This is a genomic window from Novosphingobium terrae, from assembly GCF_017163935.1.
GTDB lineage: Bacteria > Pseudomonadota > Alphaproteobacteria > Sphingomonadales > Sphingomonadaceae > Novosphingobium > Novosphingobium terrae.
Genome location: NZ_JABVZR010000002.1, coordinates 719,607 through 740,062, shown reverse-complemented (window position 1 = coordinate 740,062; position 20,456 = coordinate 719,607). Strand labels below are relative to the sequence as shown.

General features: G+C 64.5%; 16 protein-coding genes. 10 read left to right on the top strand and 6 right to left on the bottom strand.

Annotated features, from left to right (window positions below; all coding sequences use genetic code 11):
* Position 1: 1 nt before the first annotated feature.
* Complete coding sequence (locus tag HGK27_RS21805) at positions 2–2,470, bottom strand: TonB-dependent receptor (RefSeq protein ID WP_206244913.1); 2,469 nt, start codon at positions 2,468–2,470, stop codon at positions 2–4.
* A 215-nt stretch (positions 2,471–2,685) separates the two neighbouring features.
* Between HGK27_RS21805 and HGK27_RS21800 the strand changes: the two genes are divergently transcribed.
* The 3 genes from HGK27_RS21800 to HGK27_RS21790 all read left to right on the top strand — a co-directional run bounded on the left by HGK27_RS21800 (position 2,686) and on the right by HGK27_RS21790 (position 7,093).
* Entirely contained in the window at positions 2,686–3,288 is a 603-nt protein-coding gene (locus HGK27_RS21800) for an RNA polymerase sigma factor (protein ID WP_206244912.1), read from the top strand.
* On the top strand, positions 3,255–4,214 hold the full coding sequence (locus HGK27_RS21795; protein WP_206244911.1) for a FecR family protein: 960 nt from the start codon (positions 3,255–3,257) through the stop codon (positions 4,212–4,214). The genes HGK27_RS21800 and HGK27_RS21795 overlap by 34 nt, the downstream gene beginning before the upstream one ends.
* Positions 4,215–4,321: 107 nt before the next feature.
* Positions 4,322–7,093: a TonB-dependent receptor domain-containing protein gene (locus HGK27_RS21790; RefSeq protein WP_206244910.1), complete on the top strand. Its 2,772-nt coding sequence runs from the start codon at positions 4,322–4,324 to the stop codon at positions 7,091–7,093.
* Here the strand turns inward: HGK27_RS21790 and HGK27_RS21785 are convergent.
* On the bottom strand, positions 7,090–7,923 hold the full coding sequence (locus HGK27_RS21785) for a substrate-binding domain-containing protein (RefSeq protein WP_206244909.1): 834 nt from the start codon (positions 7,921–7,923) through the stop codon (positions 7,090–7,092). The genes HGK27_RS21790 and HGK27_RS21785 overlap by 4 nt on opposite strands.
* Before the next feature lie 171 nt (positions 7,924–8,094).
* Between HGK27_RS21785 and HGK27_RS21780 the strand changes: the two genes are divergently transcribed.
* Positions 8,095–10,287 (top strand): TonB-dependent receptor, encoded by a 2,193-nt coding sequence (locus HGK27_RS21780; protein ID WP_206244908.1) that lies wholly within the window; start codon positions 8,095–8,097, stop codon positions 10,285–10,287.
* Positions 10,288–10,380: 93 nt separating this feature from the next.
* On the opposite strand, the gene HGK27_RS21775 is transcribed toward HGK27_RS21780, so the two are convergent.
* Complete coding sequence (locus tag HGK27_RS21775; protein WP_407674689.1) at positions 10,381–11,223, bottom strand: alpha/beta fold hydrolase; 843 nt, start codon at positions 11,221–11,223, stop codon at positions 10,381–10,383.
* 421 nt (positions 11,224–11,644) lie between these two features.
* On the opposite strand from HGK27_RS21775, the gene HGK27_RS21770 reads away from it, so the two are divergent.
* From HGK27_RS21770 to HGK27_RS21760, 3 genes are all read left to right on the top strand, one after another.
* A complete protein-coding gene (locus tag HGK27_RS21770; protein ID WP_206244906.1) occupies positions 11,645–11,905 on the top strand; it encodes a hypothetical protein in 261 nt (86 codons plus the stop codon).
* Positions 11,906–12,013: 108 nt separating this feature from the next.
* Entirely contained in the window at positions 12,014–12,925 is a 912-nt protein-coding gene (locus HGK27_RS21765; RefSeq protein WP_206244905.1) for a LysR family transcriptional regulator, read from the top strand.
* Positions 12,926–13,038: 113 nt separating this feature from the next.
* A complete protein-coding gene (locus HGK27_RS21760) occupies positions 13,039–14,199 on the top strand; it encodes an NAD-dependent formate dehydrogenase (RefSeq protein WP_206244904.1) in 1,161 nt (386 codons plus the stop codon).
* 55 nt (positions 14,200–14,254) lie between these two features.
* Here HGK27_RS21760 and HGK27_RS21755 read toward each other — a convergent pair whose 3' ends face one another.
* A complete protein-coding gene (locus tag HGK27_RS21755; RefSeq protein WP_206244903.1) occupies positions 14,255–15,118 on the bottom strand; it encodes a LysR family transcriptional regulator in 864 nt (287 codons plus the stop codon).
* A gap of 151 nt (positions 15,119–15,269) precedes the next feature.
* Between HGK27_RS21755 and HGK27_RS21750 the strand changes: the two genes are divergently transcribed.
* The 3 genes from HGK27_RS21750 (at position 15,270) to HGK27_RS21740 (ending at position 18,116) form a co-directional block, all read left to right on the top strand.
* Positions 15,270–16,526, top strand: a complete 1,257-nt coding sequence (locus HGK27_RS21750) for a cupin domain-containing protein (RefSeq protein ID WP_206244902.1) — start codon at positions 15,270–15,272, stop codon at positions 16,524–16,526.
* Between the two features lie 85 nt (positions 16,527–16,611).
* Positions 16,612–17,940, top strand: a complete 1,329-nt coding sequence (locus tag HGK27_RS21745; protein ID WP_206244901.1) for an NRAMP family divalent metal transporter — start codon at positions 16,612–16,614, stop codon at positions 17,938–17,940.
* A gap of 26 nt (positions 17,941–17,966) precedes the next feature.
* Positions 17,967–18,116: a hypothetical protein gene (locus HGK27_RS21740; RefSeq protein WP_206244900.1), complete on the top strand. Its 150-nt coding sequence runs from the start codon at positions 17,967–17,969 to the stop codon at positions 18,114–18,116.
* Positions 18,117–18,119: 3 nt separating this feature from the next.
* On the opposite strand, the gene HGK27_RS21735 is transcribed toward HGK27_RS21740, so the two are convergent.
* Both HGK27_RS21735 and HGK27_RS21730 read right to left on the bottom strand, forming a co-directional pair.
* Positions 18,120–19,163, bottom strand: a complete 1,044-nt coding sequence (locus tag HGK27_RS21735) for a zinc-dependent alcohol dehydrogenase family protein (RefSeq protein ID WP_206244899.1) — start codon at positions 19,161–19,163, stop codon at positions 18,120–18,122.
* Positions 19,164–19,167: 4 nt separating this feature from the next.
* The gene (locus HGK27_RS21730; protein ID WP_206244898.1) at positions 19,168–20,184 is read right to left on the bottom strand and encodes an aldo/keto reductase; all 1,017 of its coding nucleotides are present in this window, start codon (positions 20,182–20,184) and stop codon (positions 19,168–19,170) included.
* Between the last annotated feature and the right edge of the window lie 272 nt (positions 20,185–20,456).

Here is a 20,456-nt window from a genome sequence, read left to right as displayed (position 1 = left end):
CTTAGAACTTGTACATGATGGCGCCGCGGAAATTCCGCCCGATCAGCGGCCGCGCGATAAAGGTGTTGGCGCCAGCATCGCCATTCTGCAGCTCACCGGCGCGCGGATTGCCCTCGGTCAGGCCCAGTGAGTTGTTGAGATTGTCGATATAGCCATAGACCGAAAGACGCGGCGTGATGTCGAAACGGGTGCTGACATTGATCGTGCCATAGGCGGGCAGACGCACCGAATTGGCGGTGTCGACATAGCGCGCGCCCTCATACTCCCACGATCCCTGCACGCGCAGGCGGCCATGCAGCAGGTTGAAGCCCGGCACGATGCGCAGGCTGACCTTGGGCACGCGGATCAGCTGATTGCCGTTGTAATTGTTGAGCTTGCCCGTGGCATCCACATAGGTCAGCCCGCGATATTCCGGGTCCTGCAAGGTGGCCGTTCCCGAAAGATCGAACCACTGTGCGGGGCGGATCGTGCCTTCCAGCTCAACGCCCAGCGTGCGCGTGTCGGCATAGAGCGCCTCGGTCACCGAAGCGCCGGTGTTGAGGTCGAAGCGATAGTTGGTGAAGGAGACATTGTTGTATTTGGTCCAGAAGCCCGTCGCATAGACATCGAACAGGCGGCTGGCGTATTTCAGGCCGATCTCGCCCAGATCCATCGTCTGGGTGATGGGCGTGGCGGTTGGGCTGGTGATGTAATTGCCAAGGCTGGGCATGCGGTTGGCAGCGGTAAAGCGCCCGAAGATTCCGGCCTTGCGGGTGATCTGATAATCCAGACCCACCGTGTAGGTGGCGTGGCTGAAGGTGTTGTCGTAATTGGCGTAAAGCCCGCTGCCGGTGATGATCGAGGAGGTGGCGGGCGTGCCCAGATTGGCCGTGGTCTTCAGCGCCACCGTGCCGCGCGCGCGCATCGTTTCCCAGCGCACGCCGCCATCGAGGCGCAGCTTGGGCGTGATTTGCCATTCATCGCCCAGATAGAGCGCATTGGTGGTCTGCTCGCCATGAGCGTCTTCCCACTCATAGCCATATTTGTAGATGCCGTGATCGGTGAAGGTCTTCACCACATTGCCGGCAGTGTTCACCGCCACCAGATCGAGCAGCCGCGCATTGTTCTGCACATCGAGCAAGGCGGTGGAGGAATAACGGCTGAAATTCTCGTCGAGATGGGCGAAATAATAGCCGAAGGTCAGATCATGCGTGGTCGACCCCATGTGGAAACGGTGCGAGACATGGGTGTCGCTCATGAACTCATTGACTGGCATGGTGATGCCGCGCAGGCCGCCCACGATGACCAACCCGTTGCCATTCTGGTTGGCGGTGTCATAGATCTGGCCAGAGGTGGCATAGCGCAATTGCAGCGCGCTGGCCCCCGGCGCTTGCGAGAGCAGCGATGACTGCTGGCTGAGCAGGCTGGAAGCGCTTTGCAGCGTGTTGGGATAGACGCCGTTGCGCTGGGTCCAGGTGCTGTCATAGCGCGAGGTGTTGCTGATCTTCCAGCCATCCCACGGCTCGAAATCGAACTTGCCGGTGATCTGCGTGCGCTTCACCTGCGTGCCCAGGCTGTTGTCGAAATTGTACCGGCTGCCGTCGCCCTCGATCATGCTGATCTTCTCGGTCTCGGGCCCGGCCACCGTGCCGTAATTGCCGCTGAAACCGGGCACGGCGCGGATCTTGCCATCGGGATAGGTGCGCATCGGAATACCGGTGTAGAAGGCCACGATGTCATCCAGCCGCTTTACGTCGAGGCTGAACTTGGCCCGGTTCCACTCGCGCGAAACGGTGGCGCGGATCTGCCCGCCATGGTTGCCGGTGAAGCCCGGATCGCGCACGCCCCCTTCCGAGCGATAGAAGCCGCCCACCGCGAACTTCCATTCGCCCACCGGCAGGCCGACCCAGAAGTCGCTGCGATAGAGGCTGTCGGCGCCGATGGTCATCTTGACCAGACCCTCGGCCGTGTCGCCCACCTTGCGCGGGATGAAGTTGACCGCGCCCGCCGGAGCGTTGGAGTAGAACAGCGAGGCCGGGCCGCCGCGCACCACCTCGATACGCTCGATGGTTTCGTCCAGACGGAAGGCCTGATCGGCGTTGAGATAGCCCAGCGCCGGATCGTGCTGCACCGGAATGCCGTCTTCCAGCAGCTGGATCGAGCCATAGCCATCGACCGGCACGCCGCGCGCACGCACATTGCCGCTGGCCTCGCCGCCCGAGGATTCCACCCAGAAACCGGGCACGGATTTCAGCGCTTCTGTCACGCTGGTGGGGGCCTGCAGGCGCAGCGCTTCCTCATCGATGCGGGTGACCGAATAGCTCATCTGCGCCTTGGTGCGCTCACCCGTGCCGGCGCGCCCGGTCACGATGATGTCGGTGGACTGGCCGCCCTGCGCGGTCTGGCCATCGGCGGCGGCATTGTCGCTGGCCAGCGCCGGGGTGGCGCTCAGCATCGCGATCAGCGAGGTGGTGACGAGCAAGGATTTCATAAGTGCCCCTTTGGTCCTTAGTCATGCCGGGCCGCCGTCAGGAGCGGTTGCCGGTTCATGCCATTCGGGGCGGAGACGGGGGGCTGGAGGCTTTCCGCTACCCGTTTCGGCGAAAAAATCGGCGATGTGCGAAAGATTTTTTAGGGGCGCCGGATGTCAGATTTCTGTCATGGAATCGCCCTAGACGGTGCCGCGCATTGCTCCAGACCGGGGCGATGGAAACGGATGGGGAGGCGCCTGTGGCCTGGCTGCGCGACATCGACGTCTGGTTCGCCGATCATGTTTTCGCCTTCCACCAGCAGAGCCGCCGCTATGCGATGAGCCTGCTGCGCGACGAGGATGAGGCCGAGGAACTGGTGCAGGAAGCCTATGCCCGCCTCTTCACGCTGGAGGACTGGCGGGGCATTGCCAATCCCCATGCCTATACCTTGCGGATCATCCGCAATCTGGCGGTAGAGCGCTTCCGCCGCGCCGATGTGGTGCGGATCGATCAGGGTGCGGCTTTGCAAATGCTGGAGGTGCCCGATGACGATCCCACGCCCGACAGGGTGGCGCTGGACCGGTCCGAGCTGCATCAGGTGGTCCAGGCCATGGAGCAGATGCCGCCAAGGATGCGCGAGGCGCTCACTTTGCGAAGAATTGACGGGTTGCCGCCCGGGCAGGTAGCTGAAAGAATGGATATCTCCGTCTCCACAGTGGAGACACATCTGGTCAAGGCCCTTCGCTTTCTGATGCAGGCAGTCGACCGAACAGGCAAGAAAGCGGATACGGAGCAGTCAAGGGCATGGGAGAAGGCGGAAAAACTGGAACGGAGCTGAGGGAGGAAGCCACCCGCTGGCTGGTCGCGCTCGATTGCGGCACGGCTGACGCGGAGGCTTTCGAGGCCTGGCGCCGTACCAGCCCGTTTCACGCCTCGGCCTTTGCTCAGGCGGCGGCGGTCTGGCGCAGCACGGGCGACCGGCGGATTGCGGGGATGATCGATCAGCCGGTTGTGGAAGAGGCGCCGGTTCAGGAAGAGCTGCCTGCGCGCGGTGTTTCGCGTCGTGCCGTGGCGGGCGGTGCTTTTGCCGCTCTGCTGGGCATGGGCGGTCTGGGCGGCTGGCTGGCGATGCCCGGGCGGGCCTATGCCGCCACAGGTGTGGGCGAGCAGCGCAGCATCCTCTTGCCCGATGGCAGCCATGCCATGCTCAACACGGACAGCAAGGTGTCATGGCGCTTTGGTCGGCAGCGCGAGTTCTGGATCGAGCAGGGCGAGGCGGCCTTGACGGTCCGCCCCGATGCCGCCGCCTTTATGCTGCACAGCGCCCCCCTTGCGGCGGAGCTGAGCAGCGGCAGCTTCAACCTGCGCCTGCTGGGCAAGGAAGGCCATCTGCTGGTGCAGAGCGGTCAGGCGCGGCTGGAAACCGGCGAAAGGCTGGCGGCGGGCCAGATGGCCACGGCGAAGGCGGGCACCATCCTTATCAGCGATGCACCCGCCGACCAGCTGGGCGCGGCCACGGCATGGCAGCAGGGCAAGATTGTCTTCAACGGCATGCCGCTGGGGCGCGCGATCGCCGAGTTCAACCGCTATCTGCCTGGCAAGATCGTGCTGCAGGATGCCGAACTGGGCGAGACGCGGCTGGGCGGCGAATTCCGCATCGATGATCCCGACCGTTTTCTGGCGGCGCTGGCCAGCGGTTTCGACATCGCCCATCGCCAGCAGGGTGACCAGATTCTGCTTTATCGCAAGAAGCCGGGGGCCTGAGAGGCCTTCAGCCGCGCCCTGTCACGCCAAAGCAGCATTTGAACGCCATGCGCGAGCGCATGAAGGGGCCGGGGCGTCACCACAGAATCATGGCGAGAGGACGAGGGATGCACAACGCTTCCCGGCGCGCCATGCTTTGCGCGCTGGCTCCCGCGCTGCTGATCGTGGCGCCGGCCCATGCCACACCGCCTGCCTCACCGATCAGCATCGACCTGCCCGCCCAGCCGCTGGCCCATGCGCTTGACAGTCTGGCGCATCAGAGCGGCTGGGAGATCCTCTATCCCTATGCCACCGCAGCAGCACGGCGCAGCGCGGCGATCCATGGCCACATGCCGGTTGCCAGCGCCTTGCGCCATCTGCTGAAGGGCAGCGGGCTGGAGATTGCCAGCATCACTCCGGGCACGATCATCCTGCGCGCCGCGCCGCCGCCGAGGGCACAAGCTCTTGTACGCCCTGCGCGTCCAGGCCCGCCGCCACCTCCCGCCGCCGCGCCGCCTTCAGGCGATATTCTGGTGACAGGCCGCGCCGCACAGGGCGCACTCGCACAGACCGAGTTGAGCTATGCCGTCAGCCGGATCGATGCTGATACGCTGCACCGCAACGGCCCGCTGACCTCCACCGCCGATCTCTTCCGCCAGATCCCCGGCTTCTGGGTCGAGGCGACCGGCGGCGAGGCCAGCAACAACATCCGCGCGCGGGGCATCCCCACCGACGGCTATTCCTCGGTCGCCATGCTGGAGGATGGGTTGCCGATCCAGTATGATGGCGGTCTGGCCTATCTCAACACCGATCAGATCATGCGCGTCGATTCCACCATCGAGCGGGTGGAGGCGGTGCGCGGCGGCCCCTCGGCGATTTTCCAGCCCAATGCGCCGGGCGGCAGCATCAATTTCCTGACCCGCAGCGGGTTGAAGGACCCCGGGCTCACCGTCTCGACCACGCTGGGCAGTGCGGCCTATCGCCGGATCGACGGCTATTGGGGGATGCGGATCACGCCCGAGCTTGGCCTGTCTCTGGGCGGTTTCTATCGGCAGGACAATGGCTTGCGCAATCCGGGCTATCCGGCGGATCAGGGCGGGCAGATCCGCGCGGGGCTCGATTATGACGATGGAGGCCTGCAGCTTTCGCTCAATGGCAAATGGCTTGATGACCGGGTGATCCTCTATCTGCCCGTGCCGCTGCAGTCGAACGGGCAGGGCCGGGTGCAGGCGGTGCCCGGTTTCGATCCGCTCTACGATACGCTGGCCGGGCCGCAACAGGTGCATGTGGCCTTCAAGACGGCCAATGGCCCGCAGGATTTCGACCTTTCGCAGGGGACGCACAGCCGCATCGGCTTTCTCACCCTGCGGGCGCGGCGGACGCTGGGCGCCCCTGGCGCGCTGGAGATCAAGACCCGCCTGCGCAGCGGCACCACCCTGCGCAACGGCCTGTTTCCCGTGGGGCAACCCATGACGGGGAGCAGCTATCTGGCCAGCGTCTGGCCTCAGCTGTCCTCGGCCTTTCCCTCTGCGACCAGCGCGGCGATCCGCTATACGGGCAGCGATCAGCCTTTTCTCTCTGACAGCAATGGCAACGGTCTGGTGGTGGGGGCCAATCTGCTCTCGGTGCGCATGCCGATGACCGAATGGATCACCGATGCAAGATTGACTCAAAGGCTGGACGCTGCCGGTCATCACGATCTGGCGCTGGGCCTGACCTTTGCCGACACAAGGCTGGGCTTCGCGCGCACCATGAGCACCGCCCTGCTCGATGTGCGCGGGCAGGCGCGGCGGCTCGATGTGGTCGCGCTGGATGGCGCGGGGCGGCAGGTGGGGGCGCTGACCGACAATGGCTTCACCCGTTATGGCTCGATCTTCGACAATGCGCAGCTGCACACCAGCAATCTGGCGCTTTATCTGGCCGATGAGTGGAAGCTGGGGCGCCGCTGGCGGATCGATCTGGGCGGCCGCTGGGAGCAGACGCGGATCGGCGGCAGCATGGAGAACAGCACTGCCGTCAATCTGGGTGATGCCGCCACATTGGCCGATGATGCGGTGCTGACGGGCACGGGACAGTTCACCCCCATCCATCGCCGCTTTTCCGGGCTGAACGCCACGGTCGGCGTCAACTATCGGCCTGTCTCCAGCCTCGGCTTTTTCCTGCGCTACACGCGCATCAACCGCCTGCCCAGCGCCAGCGAATTCACCAGCACCCCCAACCGCACCGACGAGGCCGATGTGCCGATCACCATGGCCGAGGCCGGGGTCATCGCCGAACATCGGCGCTGGAACCTCTCTGCCGTGGGCTTTTCGACCCATTTTGCGCGTTTGCCCTTCACCGATTATCGCTTTGACACCGCCAGCAATGCCTATGTCGAGACGACCTCCATCGCCGACACCACCACGATCGGTCTGGAGCTGTCAGGCCATGCCGATCTGCTCGGGCCGCTTTCCCTCGATCTGCAGGCCACGGTGCAGGACCCGCGTTATCGCAATTTCCATTATGTCACGCTGATGGGCGGGCAGCCCGTGGCGCAGGATGCCACCGGCAATCAGCTGATCCGGGTGCCTGCTCTGGCTCTGCGCGCGGCGCCCAGCCTGAAGCTGATGGGCGGCAGGCTGCGGCTGGGCGCCGAGCTGGTGCATTATTCCGCCCGCTATGCCGATATCGCCAACAGCCAGCGCCTGCCGCCCTATGGGCTGCTGAACGCCACGCTGAATGCCAAACTCACCCATCATGCGACATTGGTGCTGAGCGCAACCAACATCACCAATGCGCTGGGCGTGACCGAGGGCAATCCGCGCGCGGGCTCGTTCAACGCCGGGGGGCTGACCAGCTTCTTTCTGGCCCGCCCCGAATTCGGGCGGGCGCTGCGCATGACGCTGTCGGTGACCCGTTAGTCAGGCCGCGCCTGACGAGCATGACTGTCAGAGATTTTCAGCAGGCCCGCCGTCGCCAGGGCATCCTGACCGGCGCCTGACAGCAGCAACAGGCCCAGACGCGCTGCGGCGGCCTTATCGGAGAGCAAGGCAAGCCCGAAGACCGGCTGCGGATCGAAAGCTGCTGGAACGGGCACGGTATCGAGGTCCTGCACGCCTTTCGTCAGATCCGATGTGGCGCTGCAATAAGTCACGGCGACATCGATGCTTTTGGCGGCGAACAGAGCCGTGGTTGCATTCTGCCCGGCGGTCAGTGCGGGCAGGGGCAGATCCCAGGACTGCGCGGCCCTGTCGCGCAGGGCCTTGGCAGCGCCGGGGTGGGCCTTGTCCATCAGATCGAACATCGCCATGGCATAGTCGCCCGAAGGATCGGCCACGGGGCGCGAGGTGCGGATACGCACCCCCTTGGCCAGCAGGCCATCGACCAGACGCGGCGCGCTCAATCCCTTCAGCTTCAGCTCATGCCGCGCCACCAGACACAGGCGGTTGCGGGCAAAGGCGACGGGCGGCACAAAGGTCCGCCCCTGTGCTGCCAGAGCCAGTGGCGAGCCCATATCCGCCGAGAGCAGCAGGTCAGGCTTTTCACCCTTTTCGATCCGCTCACGCAAGGTGCCCGAACCGCCGAAGACCGGCTTGATCTGGATGCCCATGGTGGCCGCGCGCTGGCCGATCTCGGCCATGGCGCCGCGCAGGCTGCCCGCGGCAAAGACCTCCACCGTTTCGGCGCGAACAGGCTTGCCGACCAGCACCATGGCCAGTGCGGTGGAAAGAAGAGTCGCGCGCGATGCCATGTCGGTCTCCAGTCAAAGGTGCCGCAGGACAGGTGATGCGGCGCGGACACATTTTTTCACGATGATGGCCGGGATCATGAAAATTCAAGCTTTTGACTAGGCCGGGCCGGTCGCGTCTGGCAAGGGCGGCGCCTGTTTTCCTATAGATAATTTATAGTGCCGGAGCCCCCCATGTCCGCCAGATCCGCCATCCTGTCTCTTCACCCGCGTGTGCTGCCTGTTTCCACGCTGGCCATGGCGCTCATGCTCAGCCAGCCCGCACAGGCCCAGACGGCGGAAGGCACCGCCACGGACACAGGCCCCCGCAGCCGCACCGGTGAGATCGTGGTCACCGCCAACCGCGCCTATGCCGAGCAGACCGATTATGCCGTGCGTCTGGCCGATCTGGGCCCGCTGGGGCAGCAGCCGATCGCCGATCTGCCCGCCTCGGTCACCACCGTGCCGGAGGATCTGATCGTCAACAATCAGGCGCGCAGTGTCAATGACACGCTGCGCTATCTGCCCTCGGTGCAGGTGCGCGACCAGCAGGGCTTCGAGGTCTCGCGCCCGCAATCGCGCGGCTTTCAGGGCAGCATCGTGCAGGATACGCGGCTCGACGGGCTCAACATCGTGGGCACCACCGCGATTGCCTCGGAAAATCTGGCGGGCATTCAGGTGCTCAACGGGCTGAGCGGCGCGCTTTATGGCCCGCAATCGCCTGCGGGCGTCTTCGATTACGAGCTGAAGCGCCCCACCGATGCGCCGCTGTTCCGCATGGTCGGCAGCTTCGATTCCCCCGGCATGTGGACAGGGCAGGTCGATGCCAGCAACCGCCTTGGCCCGGTGGGCTGGCGGATCAATTATCTGCATGGGCAGGGCTCGGGCTATGTCGATGGCAGTTCGCAGAACCGCACGCTGATTGCGGGCGACTTCGACGTCCATATCGATCCGCGCACCGTGCTGGAGATCGACCTCAGCCATTACCGCACGCAGGCCTATGGTCTGCCCGGCAGCATCGTCTATTTCACCGGCGGCAAGACGGTGCTGCCTGCCGCCATCGATCCCACGCGGGTCGGCTATGGTCAGCCCGGCGCCGGGGTGGATCTGAGCACCGATACGGCGCTGGCCAAGCTGAAGCATGATCTGGGCAATGGCTGGCAGTTTGAGGTCGGCGGGCTGTATCAGAACGCCAATCGCGGCCTTTATGGCATCACCAACACGCTGACCGACAATGCCGGCAATGACACCGTCACCAAGAATTTCACCGCCGTGCCGCGCTTTACCGCAGCCAGCAACACGGCGTCGCTGACGGGGCATGTCCGTGTGGCGGGGCTGGTGAACGATGTGGCGATCGGCACCAACGGCTTTATCAATGGGCAGTACAGCGCCAGAAACTCCATCGCCGTGGCTTTGGGCACGGGCAATCTGGCCAATCCCACCGTGCTGCCCACCGTGCCCACGCCGGCCGATGGCGGCAAATATCTTTCAGGCCGCACCTTCGTGCAGACCATCGTGCTGGGCGATACGGTGCATGTCGGGGACAGCGTGGCGCTGCATGGCACGCTCAGCACCTCTTTCCTCGATTCCAGGAGCTGGTCGAAGACGGGCACGGTCACCAGCGCCGACAACCGCAATGGGCTGGTGAGCGGCACGGTCAGTCTCAGCTACAAGCCTGTGGCGCCGCTGATGCTCTATGCCACCTGGGTCGACAGTGTGGAGCAGGGCGAGACGGCGCCTGCGGGCACCGCCAATGCCAATCAGATCCTTGCACCCTATCGCGATTATCAGGCCGAGATCGGCGCCAAATATCAGGTGACGCCGGGCTTCCTGATCACCGCCTCGGGCTTTCGCATGACGCGTCCGCTGGCCACCACCGATGCGGTGAGCAATATCTTTGCGGTGGTGGGCACGCAGCGCAACTGGGGTGGCGAGCTGTTCGGGCAGGGGGCGATTTCGCCGGCGCTCAGCCTGTTTGGCGGGGTGACCTATATCGATGCGCGGCTGGTCAATTCGGGCGTGGCCACCACCAATGACAAGCGCGTGGTGGGCGTGCCCGCGTGGAAGAGCGATATCTCCGCCGATCTGCATCCGGCCTTCGCGCATGGCGTCGCCTTCACCGGCACGCTGCATTACGAAAGCGACCGCGCTGCCACCAACACCAACAACAGCTTTGCGCCGTCTTATGCCACGGTCGATCTGGGGCTGCGCTACAATGCGGCATGGGGCGGCCATCACGAGACGTTGCGCCTGAACGTCATCAATGTGGGCGACAAGCGCTACTACGCCTCCATCGCCGATGGCAACATCGTGGGCAGCCCGGGCGCCAACACCGCCTATTCGGGCACGCCGCGCACCCTGCTGGCGAGCATCGAGTTCGATCTGTAAGCCTGGGCGATGATCACAGGGCACCAGGCGTGAAGGGGCAGGTCATCGGTGACCTGCCCCGCACCCCGTGTTGTTGTCCGTTTCCGGGCGAGGTCAGGCTTTCACGAAAGCGAGCAGGTCGGGATTGATCGTCTCGGCATTCACGGTCAGCATGCCATGGGAAAAGCCCTTGTAGATCTTCGAGGTGCCATTCTTCAGCAGCTTGATCTGCAGCAGCGCCGCATCGGTATAGGGCACGACCTGATCGTCATCGCCCTGCATCACCAGAGTGGGCACGCCGATGGCCTTGAGGTCTTCGGTCTGGTCGGTCTCCGAGAAGGCCTTGATCCCTTGATAATGGGCCAGGGCGCTGCCCATCATGCCCTGCCGCCACCAATTGTCGATCACCGGCTGCGAGACCTTCGCGCCCGGGCGGTTGAAGCCATAGAAGGGCCCTGCGGCCACGGCATGGAAGAATTCGGCGCGGTTCGCGGCCAGAGCGGCGCGGAAGCCGTCGAAGACCTCCAGCGGGGTGCCGCCCGGATTGGCGGGCGTCTTGAGCATCAGCGGCGGCACGGCGCTGACCAGCACCGCCTTGGCCACGCGGCCCTGCGGCTGGCCAAATTTCGCGACATAGCGCGCGACCTCGCCACCACCGGTCGAATGGCCGATATGGACGGCATTGCGCAGGTCGAGATGCTCGGCCACCGCCGCGGCATCGGCGGCGTAGTGATCCATGTCATGGCCGGTATCGACCTGCGTGGAGCGGCCATGGCCACGGCGGTCATGCGCCACCACCCGGTAGCCATGGCCGAGGAAGAACAGCATTTGCGTGTCCCAGTCGTCGGAGGACAGCGGCCAGCCATGATGGAAGACGATGGGCTGGGCGTCCCTGGGGCCCCAGTCCTTGTAGAAGATTTCGGTGCCGTCCTGAGTTTTCACAAAACCGCTGCTCATGATCGTATCTCCGTGAGGTGTGGGGTGGGATGAGGCCTTGGCGAGCGCTGCCGTGGGAAGCCATGGCGCGGTGGCAGCAACCGCACCGCTCACGATGACATGACGCCGTGAAAGGGTGAAGGCTGAGTGTGACATGCGCGTTCCCGTCTGTGTGTGCTGGACTGGTGGAAGGGACAACCGGATCGGGGCCCTTGCCATGCGCTGAAATCTAGCCCGACTGTGCGGGCCGGGACACTATACGCAGGTTTGGGGTCGCCTATGCGTGCCGCTGGCTTGCAGGCTCTTTGGGGGCGTGAATAAAACACCGCAAAGCAGTGGTTTACACGGATATACTTGATGGCGGAGGCAACTATGTTCTCTACCCTTGCGGGTTTTGAACGCGCATCACCTGAGATCTTGGATGTATTCAGGAGTAGGCTGAATGAAATTTGGATTGATCGTCGCTGCGTCGCTTATGACGATGAGCCCTGCCGCGCAGGCGCAGGATGCAAAGCCCGCGGCATCGGAAGCCGCGGCCACACCGGCCCCGGTCAAGGAAAAGCGGACCTGCCGGCTGGACGACGACACCAGCTCGATCGTGCCCAAGCGCATTTGCCACACCAAAGCGGAATGGGCGGCCATTGAAGCCGAGCAAAACAGGTCGCTCAATTTTCAGGGGCTGCAGAACACCGGACGGCGATAAGGGCATGGGGTCATCGCTTCGGCGGTGATCCTTCATTTGGTCCGGGCCGATCCCGCTGCTATCCAGCGCTTTTTCCGCGATCACGCCGGGATCAGGACTGCATTTTCCATGTTCATGCGCCAGCTGGTTTACCTCGTTGCCCTTGACCGGCATCGCCATTTCGCACGCGCCGCAGAGGCCTGCCATGTCTCGCAGCCTGCCCTGTCCGCCGGGCTGGCCGAGCTGGAGCGCGAGCTGGGCATCACCATCATCAAGCGCAACCGCAGCTTTCAGGGCATCACCCCGGAAGGCGAGCGGGTGCTGGCCTGGGCGCATCAGGTGCTGGCTTCGCTTGATGGCCTCAAGCAGGAGGCGGCGCTGGTGCGTCAGGTGGTGGGCGGCCATGTTGCGATCGGCACGATCCCTTCGGCGGTGGCGCCGCTCAGCGCGCTGGTCAGCGCCTTTCGCGAGAGTTTCCCTGCCCTCACGCTGGAGGTCCACGCGCTGAGCACGCCGGAGCTTTACCGCCGCATCAAGAAGGGCGAGGTGGATTTCGCCGTGGTCTATGCCGATGCGCAGGAGGAGGACGGCTTCGACTATCTACCGCTCTTCACTGAACGCCATGTGTTGATCGCCCATGATGGCGTGGCCCTGCCGGAGCATATCGGCTGGAAAGAGGTCGCCAGCCTGCCTCTCTGCCTGCTGAGCGGCGAGATGCACAACCGCCGCATCATCGACCGGATTTTCGCCGGGGTGGGCGTGAAGCCGGACATCGTGCTGGAAACCAATGCGGTGGAGGTGCTGCTCTCGCAGGTGCGCGGGGGCACATTGGTCAGCGTGCTGCCCGAAGGGGCGCTGCCGGTTGAGGGCCTCGGGGCGGACATTCATATGCATGCCATCGATCCGCAGCAGACCTCTGCGGTCGGGCTGATTCGGCAGGCGCGCAAGGTGCAGCCGCCCTTGTCGGAGGCTTTATGGGCCCTGTCACGGCGGCTGGACCCGGCGGTTTTTGCCGGAAACAGGGGCGCTGCGCCCGCCTGATAGATTTCGCTTATGATCCAGTCAGATCAAACGATTGGACCCATCTGGTTCCTGAGCCCATCCCGTTCCTGTCGCTGCACAGATCAACCGACAGCGAGCAGGAGACTGAAATCATGGCAAAGATTCTCTGCGTCCTCTATCCCGATCCCGAAACCTCCTATCCGCCCCGCTATGCGCGGGACGATATTCCGGTGATTTCCGGTTACGCCAACGGCCAGACCGCGCCGACCCCCAAGGGTGAGCTTGGCTTCAAGCCCGGCGATCTGATCGGTTGCGTGTCGGGTGAGCTGGGCCTGCGCTCCTATCTGGAAGGACTGGGCCACGAACTGATCGTCACCAGCGACAAGGACGGCCCCGACAGCGAGTTCGAAAAGCATCTGCCCGATGCCGAGGTCGTGATCTCCCAGCCCTTCTGGCCCGCCTATCTCACCCCCGAGCGCATCGCCAAGGCCAAGAAGCTGAAGCTGGCCCTGACCGCCGGCATCGGCTCGGACCATGTCGATCTGGAGGCCGCCGCGCGCAACCACATCACCGTGGCCGAAGTCACCGGATCGAACAGCATTTCCGTGGCCGAGCATGTGGTGATGATGGTGCTCTCGCTGGTGCGCAACTATCTGCCCTCGCATGAGATCGCGGTGAAGGGCGGCTGGAACATCGCCGATTGCGTGGCGCGCAGCTATGATGTGGAAGGCATGCATTTCGGCACCATCGCTGCCGGGCGCATCGGTCTGGCGGTGCTGCGGCGCCTCAAGCCCTTCGGCCTGCATCTGCACTACACCGACCCGCATCGCCTCAGCCCCGAGGTCGAGAAGGAGCTGGGCCTGACCTTCCATGAGGATGCGGAATCGCTGATCAAGGCGGTCGACATCATCAACCTGCAGATGCCGCTCTACCCCTCCACCGAGCATTTCTTCGATGACAAGAAGCTCAGCCAGCTGAAGCGCGGCGCCTATATGATCAACACCGCGCGCGGCAAGCTGGTGGACCGCGATGCCATCGTCCGCGCTCTGGAAAGCGGGCAACTGGCCGGTTACGCTGGCGACGTGTGGTTCCCGCAGCCCGCGCCTGCCGATCACCCGTGGCGCACCATGCCCAACAACGGGATGACGCCGCATATCTCGGGCACCTCGCTGTCGGCGCAGACGCGCTATGCGGCGGGCACGCTGGAGATCCTCGAAAACTACTTCGAGGGCACGCCCATCCGCGATGAATATCTGATCGTCGACTCCGGCGTGCTGGCCGGCACGGGTGCCAAGTCCTACAAGCTGACCTGATCAGGCAAGCACGCAACAAAGCCGGTTCGGATGCTTTCCGGGCCGGTTTTGTGCATCATGGCCAAAGCGCCGGGCTTTTCTCCACGATCAGATCGGCCAGCGTGCCGATGGCGCCGCTCATACGGGCACTGCGCCCTACAACCACGAAGTCGAACGCGCCCAGTTCGGGCAGTCCCGCCTCAGGCCCGATGGCCACCAACTGCCCTTCGGGATCGCCCAGCAGCAAGCGCGATTGCGCCATAATGCCAAGGCCCGCCAAAGTTCCGGCGCGCAGCCCGTTGAGGCTCTCGCTGGAGCAGGCGACGAACCACGCCCGCCCGGCATTGACCAGCGCCTCCATCGCCAGCGAGCTGGTGATGGAGGATGTGGGATAGATCACCAGTGGCACGGCGTCCCCCGCGCCAAGGCGGAAATCCTGATGCGCGATCCACAAGGGACGCTCGCGATGGACGACGATGCCGCGATCGTCGCCCGCAGGCCGCTTGGCCAGCACCAGATCGAGCCCGCCGCCATCCAGCTTCTGAAACAGCGCCGAGGACAGGCCCACGGTCAGCTCGATGCTGAGCAGCGGATGCGCCTGCCCGATCTCGCGCAGCAGCGCGGAAAGGCGGGTCAGGGTGATCTCCTCCGAAATGCCCAGCCGCACCCGCCCGCGCGGCGCGCTGCCCGCAAAGAAATCCACCGCCTGACGGCTGGCATCGATGATCTTGCGCGCGAAATCGGCCAGCACCGCGCCATCCGGGGTCAGGCTGACAGCATGGGTGTCACGCTCCAGCAGCGGGCGCCCGCAGGCCAGCTCCAGCCGCCTGATATGCTGGCTGACGGTGGACTGGCTGATTCCCAGTATGGTGCCCGCCGCTGTAAACTGGCGGGCATCGACTACGGCAAGGAAGGTTTTCAGCAGGTTGGTGTCAAACATCGTCGGCCCATTCGAAATCGCAATGATTGTTATTGCTTGATCAAAATCACCCTATGGCGATGATGTCTTTCACAGGAACGAGCCGCTTCCACCTTAAATATTTTTAATCCTGGCAAGATCCTGAACATCTCCAACTATTGGAAGAATTGCCATGAGTGATTATTCCCGTCGCAACATCATTGCGGCTGGCGCGGTGGCGGCTGCCGCTTCCGCCGCCAGTGCTGCTCACGCCGCCACCTTCGGCAATCCGGACCGCCCGCCGCAGGGCCGTCGCAACCTTGCCAATGCCATCGCCGGGCAGGACCCGGGGCCGCAGAACCCGACGCTGGCCGGGCAGTTCCCCTCCTTTCAGGACCCGCCTGCCACTGATGTGGCGGGGATGGATCTGTTCTGGGCCTCTTTCAGCAATGCTCACAAGCGCATCCAGTCCGGCGGCTGGGCGCGCGAGGTGACGCAGGCCGATTTCGCGATTTCCGAAGCGGTTTCCGGCGTCAACATGCGCCTCGGGCCGGGCGGCGTGCGGGAGCTGCACTGGCACCAGCAGGCCGAATGGGCGGTGATGACCGACGGCAAATGCCGCATCACCGTGCTCGATGGCGATGGCCGCGCCGCCGTGCGTGACGTGAAAGAGGGCGACCTCTGGTATTTCCCGCCGGGCCTGCCGCATTCGCTTCAGGGCATCGGCACCAGCGGCGCGGAATTCACGCTGGTGTTCGACAATGGCCGCGCGTCGGAATTCAACACGCTGATGCTGACCGAATGGATGGCGCATACCCCGCCGGAAATTCTGGCCGACAATTTCGGCCTGCCGCAGAGCGCGTTTCAGAACATCCCCATGGACAATCTCTGGATCTATCAGGCCAAGGACCCGGTGCCTCCGCTGGCCGAGGCGCAGCGTGCGGTGGCCTCTCCCCTGGGCGAGCCCGAGTTCGAGTTCACCTTCTCGATGGGCGAGATGAAGGCCAACAAGGTCACCAGGGGTGGCAGCGTCAAGATCGTCGACACGCGCAACTTCCCGATCTCCAAGACCATCGCCGCCGCGCTGGTCACGATCAAGCCGGGCGGCCTGCGTGAGCTGCACTGGCATCCCAATGCCGATGAGTGGCAGTATTACATCAAGGGCCAGGCGCGCATGACGGTGTTCAACACCGGCCCGCGCGCCATGACCGCCGATTTCCGCGCCGGCGATCTTGGCTATGTGAAGAAAAGCTTCGGCCATTACGTCCAGAACACCGGGACCGAGGATCTGGTCTTTCTGGAAATCTTCAAGGCCGATCGCTTTCAGGAGGTCTCGCTGGCGCAATGGCTGGCCTGCACTCCGCCCGAACTTGTTGCCCAGCATACCAATATGGACCCTTCGCTGATCCGTCAGTTCTCGAAGGCCCGCTGGGACGTGTTGCCGGCCTGAACGCCCGGCGAGCCCGGCAGTCACCTGTCCCCTAACCGAGGGCTGCCGGGCTCATTGACCTTCCTTCCGATGGAGCGCACCGACCATGTCGCAGACGTCCTCGATGCCCTATGCGCCATCTTTGCCTTATACCCCTGCCGCACCATCCCGCAGCCGGGCGGCCAATTGGGCCAAGCTGCTGATCGGCCCGGGCATGCTGGCCATGCTGGGCGAGAATGACGGGCCCAGCATGCTCTCCTATGCCGCCACCGGCGCCAGCTATGGCATCGGTTTTTTCCTGCCCTTCATTCTGGTCACCTTTGCCGCCGCCTATGTCATTCAGGAGATGGCGATGCGGATCGCGCTGGTCACCGGGCGCGGCTATGGCGCGCTGATGTTCCAGCGCTTCGGGCAGGGCTGGGGCTGGATTTCCGCCATCGATCTGCTGGGCACCAATCTTGTCACCATTCTGGCCGAGGTGATCGCCATCCGCATCGGCATGGGCTTTTTCGGCATCCCCGCCTGGGGCGCAGTGTTATGCGCGGTGGCGCTGATCGTCTGCAGTTCGCTGACCGGGCGCTATGCACGCTGGGAGGCGGTGTGTGCCGGGCTCGCCATCTTCAACCTGCTGTTTATCGTGGTGGCGGTGCTGGCGCATCCATCCATGCGGGAGATCGCTCTGGCGACGGCGACGTGGTCACCCTTGCCGCAATCGGGTGTGGCGCAGCTGTTGCTGGTGATCGCCTCCAACGTCGGGGCCACTGTCACGCCGTGGATGCTGTTCTTCCAGCAGAGCGCCTCGGTCGACAAGCAACTCTCCGGTGCGCAAGCCCTGCGCCAGAGCCGGATCAACACCATGCTGGGCGCCATTGTGGCGGCAGTGGCGGGATGCGGCGCGCTGGTCGCGGCGAGCCCGCTTTTCATCCACCATATCGATATGGCCGCCTTCCAGAATGGCGCCGGATTTGCGCAGGCCCTGTCAATGCTGCTGGGTCGACCTGCCGGAACGCTGTTCGCACTGGGCCTGATCGAGGCCGGGGCCGTGGCGATGCTCACCATTTCGGCCAGCAGTGCCTATGCCGCCGGGGAATCGATCAGGGGCTGCGTCGCCAGCTTCGATGCCGGTCCCGCCAGCGCGCCGCTGTTTCACGGCATCAACATCGGCATGGTGGTGATTGCGGGGGGCATCGTGTTGATCCCCGGCGTGCCGCTGATGGCCATCGTGCTCAACGCCAATCTGCTGGCGACCATTCTGATGCCCGCCGCGCTGGTCTTCCTGCTGCTGATGGCCAATGACCGCGAGCTGATGGGCGATCAGGTCAACGGCAGAATGGCCAACATCCTCGGCATGGGGATCACCATTGGCGTCACTGTCGCGGCCACCGCCTGCGTGCTGGCCTCAAGCTGGCAGTCGGCCAGCCACTGGCTGGCCTGATCACACCGTCCTTCAGGAGAACACCTATGAACACCTCATCGCAAACCCTGGTGCCAAGCCTGCCCCTGATGCCGCTGACGCGGCCCCAGCGGCGGTTGCTGATCGGGATGCGCGTTTTTCTGGGCCTGCTGGCGGTGCTGGCGATCTACGACTTTATCGCCAGCCTCGCCGCCTAGGTTCTATGGCCGGATCATGACCTTGAGCGCCTCACGATTGTCCATCGCGCGATAGCCTGCGGGCACCTCCTCCAGAGCGATGGTCCGGTCGAAGACGCGGCCCGGTTCGATGCGGCCTTCCATAATGTCGGGCAGGAGGTCTGCGATATAGGCCCGCACCGGGGCAGGACCGCCCGCGATGGCGATGTTGCGGTAGAAGAACGGCCCGCCCACCTCCTGAGGGCCGTAATGCGGCACGCCCACCCGGCCGATCGTCCCGCCCGGGCGCACGATACCAAGGCTGGTGGTGATGGCTGCCTCGGCACCCACGCATTCCAGAACCGAATGCACGCCATGGCCGCCCGTCAAGGCGCGGACCTGCGCGATGGCTTCCTCGCCCCGCGCGCTGACGATATCGGTGGCGCCAAAGGCTCTGGCCAGATCGGTGCGTGCCTTATGGCGGCCCAGCATGATGATCTGCTCGGCGCCCAGCCGTTTCGCGGCGATCACACCGCACAGGCCGACCGCGCCGTCACCGATCACCGCCACCGGCTTGCCCGGCGCCACCCGCGCGGTGATGGCAGCATGATGCCCTGTGCCCATCACATCCGAGAGCGTGAGCAGCGAGGGCATCAGCGCATCCTCCGCGCCCACATCGAGCGGATAGAGCGTGCCATCGGCCAGCGGCACACGCAGCGCCTCGGCCTGAGCGCCGCCGGCCTCGCCGCCGACACCGAAGAAGCCGCCATGCAGGCAGGAGGTGTGCAGCCCCTCGTCGCAGAACAGGCAACCGCCGTCCGAGAAGGCGAAGGGCATGATCACCAGCTGACCGCGCCTGATCCGCCGCACATCGCTGCCGATCTCTTCGACAATGCCGATGGCTTCATGGCCCATGCGCCGCCCGCCGGGAACGGCATCGGGCTGCAGATCGTGATAGGGCCACAGGTCGCTGCCGCAGATGCAGGCGCGGGTGATGCGGATGATGGCGTCGGTCGGCTGCTGGATCGTGGCGTCGGGAATGGTCTCGACGCGCACGTCTCCGGCCTGGTGCATGACGGTGGCGCGCATGGGGTCAGGCCTCGGCGAGGGGCGCTTCGCGGCCCACCATCGCCATATTGGCGGCGGTGTAGCGGTCGCCGGTGACCTCGATCTGCTCGGCGGCGTGGCGGATGGCGTGGAGATCGGCCTCGCTCAACGTGACCTGCGCGGCGTCCAGATTCTCTTCGAGCCGGTGCAGCTTGGTCGTGCCGGGGATCGGCGCGATATAGGGGCGCTGCGCCAGCAGCCAGGCCAGAGCGATCTGTGCCGGGGTGGCGTGCTTCTCGGCAGCGACGCGCTTGAGCAGATCGACCAGCGCCTGGTTCTTTTCCATCGCTTCGGGGGCGAAACGCGGGATGCTGGCGCGGAAATCATGGCTTTCCAGCTTCGTATCCTTGGTCATCGCGCCGGTCAGGAAGCCTTTGCCCAGCGGACTGTAAGGCACAAAGCCGATGCCCAGTTCGTCGCAGGCCTCAAGGATGCCGTTGCTTTCCACCGCGCGCCACCACAGCGAATATTCATTCTGCAGCGCGGCCACCGGCTGCACCGCATGGGCGCGGCGCAAGGTCTGCACGCCCGGCTCCGACATGCCGAAATGGCGTGCCTTACCCTCCCAGATCAGCTCCTTCACCGTGCCGGCCACATCCTCGATCGGCACATTGGGATCGACGCGGTGCTGATAGAGCAGATCGATGGTCTCGACGCCCAGCCGTTTCAGCGAACCCTCGACAGCCTTGCGAATATGCTCGGGCCGGCTGCTGACGCCGCGATTCTGCCCGGTTGCGGCATCGATATCGAAGCCGAATTTGGTGGCGATCACCACCTGATCGCGCACCGGGCGCAGCGCCTCGCCGACGACATCCTCATTCTCGAAGGGGCCGTAGACCTCGGCGGTGTCGAAGAAGGTGACGCCGCGCTCATGCGCCGAGCGGATCAGGGCGATGCCCTCCTCCTTGGAGAGCTTGGTGGCGTAGCTAAAGCTGATGCCCATGCAGCCAAGGCCCAGGGCGGAAACATGAAGGCCGCTGCGGCCCAGTTCGCGGGTTTGCATGAGGGGTTCCTTTCGAAATGGGGGAAGGGGAAAGGCAGGTGGCTGGGGCGCTGTAACGCGAAGGCGGCCTCAGCGATGATCGACAGGCTGCCTTTTAGGCCCAAGCGCGGATCGGCATTAGACTGTATAATCTGCAAGCGGCTGTGAGCTGGATTCAACAATGGCGCGGCGGCCTCGGCCGCGCTGAAATCCGGGGTCTGCCTCCATCAGCGCTCCCTATGGTGGCCCCAAAAAACGCGATTGTACTTCGCTGTCGGGCCATGGCTTATGGT

Bases quoted from the DNA above. Each gene is read 5' to 3' on its own strand.
- HGK27_RS21765 (WP_206244905.1), top strand. From the start codon at position 12,014: ATGTTCATGCGCCAGCTGGTTTACCTCGTTGCCCTTGACCGGCATCGC.
- HGK27_RS21790 (WP_206244910.1), top strand. From the start codon at position 4,322: ATGCACAACGCTTCCCGGCGCGCCATGCTTTGCGCGCTGGCTCCCGCG.
- HGK27_RS21775 (WP_407674689.1), bottom strand. From the start codon at position 11,223: ATGAGCAGCGGTTTTGTGAAAACTCAGGACGGCACCGAAATCTTCTAC.
- HGK27_RS21745 (WP_206244901.1), top strand. From the start codon at position 16,612: ATGTCGCAGACGTCCTCGATGCCCTATGCGCCATCTTTGCCTTATACC.
- HGK27_RS21760 (WP_206244904.1), top strand. From the start codon at position 13,039: ATGGCAAAGATTCTCTGCGTCCTCTATCCCGATCCCGAAACCTCCTAT.
- HGK27_RS21730 (WP_206244898.1), bottom strand. From the start codon at position 20,184: ATGCAAACCCGCGAACTGGGCCGCAGCGGCCTTCATGTTTCCGCCCTG.
- HGK27_RS21780 (WP_206244908.1), top strand. From the start codon at position 8,095: ATGTCCGCCAGATCCGCCATCCTGTCTCTTCACCCGCGTGTGCTGCCT.
- HGK27_RS21735 (WP_206244899.1), bottom strand. From the start codon at position 19,163: ATGCGCGCCACCGTCATGCACCAGGCCGGAGACGTGCGCGTCGAGACC.
- HGK27_RS21795 (WP_206244911.1), top strand. From the start codon at position 3,255: ATGGGAGAAGGCGGAAAAACTGGAACGGAGCTGAGGGAGGAAGCCACC.
- HGK27_RS21740 (WP_206244900.1), top strand. From the start codon at position 17,967: ATGAACACCTCATCGCAAACCCTGGTGCCAAGCCTGCCCCTGATGCCG.
- HGK27_RS21755 (WP_206244903.1), bottom strand. From the start codon at position 15,118: ATGTTTGACACCAACCTGCTGAAAACCTTCCTTGCCGTAGTCGATGCC.
- HGK27_RS21800 (WP_206244912.1), top strand. From the start codon at position 2,686: ATGGAAACGGATGGGGAGGCGCCTGTGGCCTGGCTGCGCGACATCGAC.
- HGK27_RS21785 (WP_206244909.1), bottom strand. From the start codon at position 7,923: ATGGCATCGCGCGCGACTCTTCTTTCCACCGCACTGGCCATGGTGCTG.
- HGK27_RS21750 (WP_206244902.1), top strand. From the start codon at position 15,270: ATGAGTGATTATTCCCGTCGCAACATCATTGCGGCTGGCGCGGTGGCG.
- HGK27_RS21805 (WP_206244913.1), bottom strand. From the start codon at position 2,470: ATGAAATCCTTGCTCGTCACCACCTCGCTGATCGCGATGCTGAGCGCC.
- HGK27_RS21770 (WP_206244906.1), top strand. From the start codon at position 11,645: ATGAAATTTGGATTGATCGTCGCTGCGTCGCTTATGACGATGAGCCCT.